Origin of the sequence: Dyadobacter sp. (genome assembly GCF_051859145.1) — a bacterium.
Taxonomy (GTDB): Bacteria; Bacteroidota; Bacteroidia; order Cytophagales; family Spirosomataceae; genus Dyadobacter.
The window spans coordinates 1-5,931 of record NZ_JBHYGF010000270.1 but is presented as its reverse complement, the minus strand read 5'-3'; the positions used below and the strand labels follow the sequence as shown (position 1 = coordinate 5,931).

Genomic DNA, 5,931 nt, shown 5'->3' with positions numbered 1-5,931 from the left:
CTCGATTTTTTACAAACGTCCGAAGCGGGCCGATATCTACTGGTTTGTACACGTGGAAACCACTGACGAACCATACACCATGGATTATCACGTGAATATCATGGCTGAGGACGATGTGATCAAAGTTACATTCAGACTCGGGTTCAGGATTGAGCAGCGCATCAATCTCTTTTTCAGGAAAGTGGTAGAGGATATGGTGATGAATAAAGAAGTGGATATAACCAGCCGCTACGAATCGCTCAACCGGCAGAATATCACCGGCGATTTCAGGTTTGTTGTATTGGAAAGATATCTTTCGCTCGAAAACAACCTGCCCTTCCGGGAAGAGCTGATCATGAAAATCTATTTCGCTATCAAAGGAATAACTACTTCCGAAGACAAGTGGTTTGGGCTGGATAGCAGTGCCGTAAAAGTAGAAAAAGTGCCGCTTGTCTTAACGCCAAGCGAGAAAATCAGAATGCGCCGGGTTTATAATTAGCGCTGCGAAATATTTCTAAACAGGTAAACAATGCGTTTTTAAAACAACAGAAACTCTATTGGGTATTTGAATGCGCAAGTTGTGGATAAGTGCCTTAACAACAGTTGAATAGGCAAATATCACCCGGGTTGACTTAATTGGGCTCACCAATTTTAATTCAATCAAAAATAGAAATTGGTAAACTGTCATTGACTTGATTATCGTCGCTGGAATGCTTTTGTTAGTTACAATCTCATCACTGTAACCAACTAAAAACCAGACGAAAATGAAAAAGATCATAACAATAACATTCAGCGCTCTGCTTGCAGCAGCAGGAATGGTGAGCGCACAAACGACCACTACGCCAGGTACCTCGGTACCTCAGACAGTACCCACGCAGGATCCGGCTACAACTACGCCGGCAACTGAAAAGAAAACCGATTTCAATGCGCCGCAATCACCCACCCGACCTGCGACGATCCCATCAGAGGATACGTTGATCAAGGGACAATCCAGTTCGGGCGCAGTAATAAAAGATACATTAATGCCTTCATCGAACAGGAAAGAAGACCGGATGAACCGCAGAAAAAACCGGAAAGGAACAGTTGAAACAGGCGATACTACTTCAACCAGCGGTTCCGGGCCGACCAGAAAACAGTAATTCTGAGCCTTTTACATAAAAAAATCCCGGAAGCGATTCCGGGATTTTGTTTAAACCATAGTGTGTTTGATTTAAATGCATGTTTTGGTTAGTCAGCTGGCGATGCCAGTTCCAGATCGTCCTGCCAAAATGGTTGTGTTACAACCGTTTTGTTTTCATTTACCCACGTACACCACACTTTCCCGCTATAAGCCCGCCTCGCAACCGGATTGGGATGACTGCCGTTTGCCTGTTGTACCGTTTCCACGATCTGATATTCATCCACCCGCATTACCCTCGATCCATTCTTTTCCTTCACCCAATCGCCTTTAACAAAGTTTAGCGTCACCATCAGTAGTCCTTTTTAAACGTTGTATGAGCCAACTTCAAATCTCATGCCATGTTAAATATCAATTTTTCCAGCTTTATATACCATTAAACTTAGTTTGAATGTCAGTTGTAGAACTATTTTAATAATTGCTGATTTCGCGTAAACCGTAAAGAGGTATTTACTCGTATATACATGCACTGATAACTTATTCATCCCTGTATCGATCAAATCTACCTCATTCATGAAAACACGTAAACTCGCTGTTATGTCGCTTACCAACGACACATTTAAGCATTACCTCGTACTTCGCTATGTGAACAACTCCACAGATCCCAAATGGCAGCAGCTCACATTTGTCTCCCAGGACAATATCAGTGCAGAAGTGTGGCTGCAGTTATATAATTATGCAAAAACGGATGTAGAAAGTCAGGGCGGGCACCTGACTGGCTACGAAGTAGTGAATGAGCGCATTGTAAAACACGATGGTATCAGCACGGACTACTGGCCTGCGAACTGGATGTGGGTAATTTCAAAGCACAGCTGATGAAAGAGAAATTTTTACGATAATTTAAAGGGAGGACTCAGTTCCGCCCTTTCTTTGTTGTAGCACAGAATTATCTGGCGGAACCAGCAACATTTCATGACTGACAAATCCATCTTAATTATCGGTTGCTTCGACACCAAGGGTGAAGCTTTTTCTTATCTCAGGGAATGCATTACAAATCTGGGTGAAACGGTGATCACCATGGATACCGGCGTGCTTGCTGCATTGCCTGCCTTCCCGGTAGATTTTACAGCTGCCGAGGTCGCTGCCGAAGCAGGTACTACCATTGAAGCACTGCGAACAAGGCGCGACAGGGGTTATGCGATGGATATCATGGGTCGGGGTGCAGCAAGCATCGTGCGCAATTTGGTTGAAAGTGGCAAAATAAAAGGCGCGATCGGAATGGGCGGAGGCGGTGGTACTTACATTGCCCTGTCAGCTATGCAGGAGATCCCGCTTGGGATTCCCAAGCTGTGCCTCAGTACGCTGGCAACCAAAGACCTCACCCGGCAAGTCGGTCATAAGGATATTACCCTGATGCCGTCAATTGTTGATGTGGCAGGTTTGAACAGCATTCTGCGCCTGCTGATTACCCAGGCTGCGGGCGCTATTTGTGCCATGGCAGCTTCGGCGCAACTTGCCGGGGTGAGTGCGAAAGGCAGTATCGCAGTGAGCATGTTTGGGAACACAACTCCCTGCGTCGACCAATGTACGGCTTTGCTTCGCGAGAAAGGATATGAGGTACTTGCTTTTCATGCCAATGGAGTGGGCGGGAAAGCAATGGAAGCATTAATCCGCGAAGGTTGTTTTGAAGCGGTGCTTGATATTACAACCACCGAACTGGCAGATAACCTTTGTAACGGAATTTGCAGCGCCGGATCAGCCAGGCTTACTGCCGCAGGCGAGCTGGGCATTCCGCAGATTATAGCGCCGGGTTGCCTCGATATGGTTAATTTCGGACATTTGGACACGGTACCCGAAAAGTATAAGCAAAGAAAGCTGTACAGCTGGGCGCCCGATGTGACTTTAATGCGCACGAATGCAGAAGAGAATGCGGCTTTGGGAAAAGAGTTAGCTGAAAAAATCAATGCAGCCGCAGGGCAGACGCGGTTTGTATTTCCTTTAAGAGGTATCTCGCAGGTAGACAGCGAAGGTGGTATTTTCCATGATTCCGAAGCTGACTTTGCATTACTTGAATCTGTGGAACAGCATATCGATGCAAAAGAGCGGATTGTGAAATGCGATATGCATATCAATGATCTCGCGTTTGCAGAGGTATTGGTCGCGCAGCTTCTGGCAGTACTCAAACAGCAGTAACTTACATTTCCGATATTCATTTTCATATAAATTCATTTTTATGCCAAATCCGTGGACAGGTAAGGGAAATCCTTACACCAAACAGGAGGTCAACGAGCGCCTGCGCGCCACTGTCAATCAGAAGAAAGCCATTATTGCAGCAGGTGCCGGTACAGGTATCAGTGCCAAATTCATTGAGAAAGGTGGCGCTGATCTGATCATTATCTATAACTCAGGCCGGTTCAGAATGGCGGGGCACGGGTCTACTGCGGGCTTAATGGCTTACGGCGATGCGAATGCAGTGGCAATGGAGATTGGTGAGTTTGAAGTGCTGCCCGTAGTGGAAGAGGTACCGGTGATCTGCGGCGTGCACGGTTCCGATCCACGGCGCAGGATGTGGCACCACTTGCTGAGAGTGAAAGAAATGGGATTTTCGGGCGTCAATAACTTCCCCACGCACTCCATCGTCGACGGACATTTCAGGCACGTACTGGAAGAAACAGGAATGGGCTTTGAGAAAGAAGTAGAAATGATCCGGCTCGCTACCAAAATGGATCTTTTCTCCATTGTATACGTAGCCAAACCCGAAGAAGCGCGGCAAATGGCCGAAGCCGGTGCCGACGCGATCATCGCGCACGTAGGAACTACAGTAGGCGGCTCGATTGGTGTTGTGAATGCGTCCGTTTCAATGGACCAGGCGGTAGAAGCGACCCAGGCGATCATGGAAGCAGGTAAAGAAGTAAATCCGGATTTGTTCTTTCTCGCCCACGGCGGACCGGTAAATACGCCCGAAGATGTGCGGATCATTCTTGAAAAAACCGACGTACACGGTTTCGTAGGCGCATCGTCACTCGAAAGAATGGGGGTTGAGCAGTCACTTACTGACCTGACCAGGAATTTTAAATCGCTCACATTGAGGTAAGTAATGCGGACATAGAAAAGATCCGGAAGATACTTCTGCCCAAGTAACTTTCGGATTTTATTTATGTAAATAGATTGATATAAAATAGTATTTATAGTATAATTTCGTAGCCTTAATCTTTGACTAAAAAAGAAAGCGTTGGTCACAAAGGATACTTTTGGCAGGTGGGAAAGTGAGCAGCAGCTCTGGCAGGCGCTCAGGCAGGGAGATGAGCAGGCTTTTACGTTTATCTTCGAAAAGTATCACCGTACACTTTATAATTACGGCTGCAAGCTCACCACGCACACTGCTGTGACCGAAGATGCTATCCAGGATATTTTCATCGACATCTGGCGCCTGCGATCAAATTTGACGGAAAATATCTCTTCGATCAAATTCTATCTGTACCGCACATTGCGCCGCCGAATTCACCAAACGCTCGACAAGTACCCGGCTACGGAAGAAATCGCCGAGCTGAGCGAGCCGGAAATGATGCCCCTTTCTTTCTCCGATTCCCAAACTTTATTAATCGAATCCGAATCCAACCTGATCCGCGCCCAGCGTATCCGGGAATTGCTCGCATTGCTTCCCGAGCGGCAACTGGAAGCGGTTACACTGCGCTATTTCGATGAATTTAGCATTGAAGAAATCGGGCAGATTATGGGTGTGAATGAAAAATCCGTCCGCAACTTCCTATATAAAGCACTCACCGCTTTCAGGCAGGCGCAGAATTTTATCATCAACTTTCTGCTGATTATCTGCACATTACCTATTTCTTAAAATTTTTTGTAAAAATAATCTTATTTCGGAGGGGTCAAATCTGCCAATCTCCGCTCTTTGTATTTGAAGGGCAATCAGCCCATTTACCCCCAAATGAAATACACCCCATATTCGCTGACGGACCTGATCAGGCACGACGCATTTATTGCCTGGGTTTTAAACCCGGATGCAGAAAGCGACGCGTACTGGAAAGGCTTTTTGGAACAATATCCTGAAAAGGCAAGAACTGTCGAATCAGCGAGGGAGTATATCTATCTGCTTGCAGAGGACACCGGCAGAAACCGACCAACGGAAGCGCAGAGCAGCAAGATGTGGAAGGTAGTGGAAGACAGCATGTACGTGGAAGAGCCGGCAAGCACCGAGGAAGAAAAACCTGTGGTGAAAACCTGGCGCTGGCTCAGGGTAGCGGCTTCCATTGCATTGATCTGCGGTATCGGCGCAATGAGCTTCTGGTTTATGCAGCGGGGCAATATGATTTCTTTTGGAAAGCAAAAAGCTGCGCCTGTTGGTTGGGAAACAATTGAGTTAGTCAATACATTGGCAGCAAAACACGCTGTGTTACTGCCTGACGGGAGCTCTGTAGTGCTGGATCCGGGTTCGCAGCTTAGTTATAATAGCAAAATGCAGGCACGCCAGAAGCGTGAAGTGACTTTGATAGGAAAAGGCTTTTTTGAAATCGTTAAAGACCCGAAGCGACCTTTTCTGGTATACTCAAGCGGGATTGTTACAAAAGTACTAGGTACCAGTTTCAGTGTCGACGCAAGGGAAAAAACAGGTCAGGTGAAGGTGGAAGTGCAAACCGGGAAAGTGACTGTGTTTCCTGTAAGTACCGGCGCAAGTGAAAGCGAAGTAAACAATGCAGAAAAGAAAGGCTTTATCCTTTATCCCGACCAGCGCATCGCATTGACGGCAGGTAGCGGGAAGGTGCTCAAACCTGTCGAGACTGCGATCAGGGAATTGGATCAGCAGGATATCTCAGCGC

Annotated in this window: 8 protein-coding genes; 7 read left to right on the top strand and 1 reads right to left on the bottom strand. The window is 46.8% G+C overall.

Translation table 11 applies throughout. From position 1 onward, the window contains the following. The coding region (locus ACTIE6_RS15760; RefSeq protein ID WP_439557550.1) for a KUP/HAK/KT family potassium transporter at positions 1-478 on the top strand (478 nt) is incomplete at its 5' end. A gap of 265 nt (positions 479-743) precedes the next feature. Then, positions 744-1,118, top strand: a complete 375-nt coding sequence (locus tag ACTIE6_RS15755) for a hypothetical protein (RefSeq protein WP_439557549.1) — start codon at positions 744-746, stop codon at positions 1,116-1,118. An 88-nt stretch (positions 1,119-1,206) separates the two neighbouring features. Here the strand turns inward: ACTIE6_RS15755 and ACTIE6_RS15750 are convergent, their stop codons facing one another. Next, positions 1,207-1,449 (bottom strand): hypothetical protein, encoded by a 243-nt coding sequence (locus tag ACTIE6_RS15750; RefSeq protein ID WP_439557548.1) that lies wholly within the window; start codon positions 1,447-1,449, stop codon positions 1,207-1,209. Positions 1,450-1,669: 220 nt separating this feature from the next. Between ACTIE6_RS15750 and ACTIE6_RS15745 the strand changes: the two genes are divergently transcribed. From ACTIE6_RS15745 to ACTIE6_RS15725, 5 genes are all read left to right on the top strand, one after another. Beyond that, entirely contained in the window at positions 1,670-1,972 is a 303-nt protein-coding gene (locus ACTIE6_RS15745) for a hypothetical protein (RefSeq protein WP_439557547.1), read from the top strand. Between the two features lie 96 nt (positions 1,973-2,068). After that, positions 2,069-3,289, top strand: a complete 1,221-nt coding sequence (locus tag ACTIE6_RS15740) for a Tm-1-like ATP-binding domain-containing protein (protein WP_439557546.1) — start codon at positions 2,069-2,071, stop codon at positions 3,287-3,289. A 40-nt stretch (positions 3,290-3,329) separates the two neighbouring features. Further along, positions 3,330-4,190: a phosphoenolpyruvate hydrolase family protein gene (locus ACTIE6_RS15735; protein WP_439557545.1), complete on the top strand. Its 861-nt coding sequence runs from the start codon at positions 3,330-3,332 to the stop codon at positions 4,188-4,190. Between the two features lie 138 nt (positions 4,191-4,328). After that, positions 4,329-4,949 carry an RNA polymerase sigma factor gene (locus ACTIE6_RS15730; RefSeq protein ID WP_439557544.1) on the top strand — a complete coding sequence of 207 codons (621 nt, stop codon included), beginning with the start codon at positions 4,329-4,331 and terminating at the stop codon, positions 4,947-4,949. A gap of 93 nt (positions 4,950-5,042) precedes the next feature. Beyond that, a partial coding sequence (locus ACTIE6_RS15725) for a FecR family protein (RefSeq protein ID WP_439557543.1) occupies positions 5,043-5,931 on the top strand: 889 nt, incomplete at its 3' end.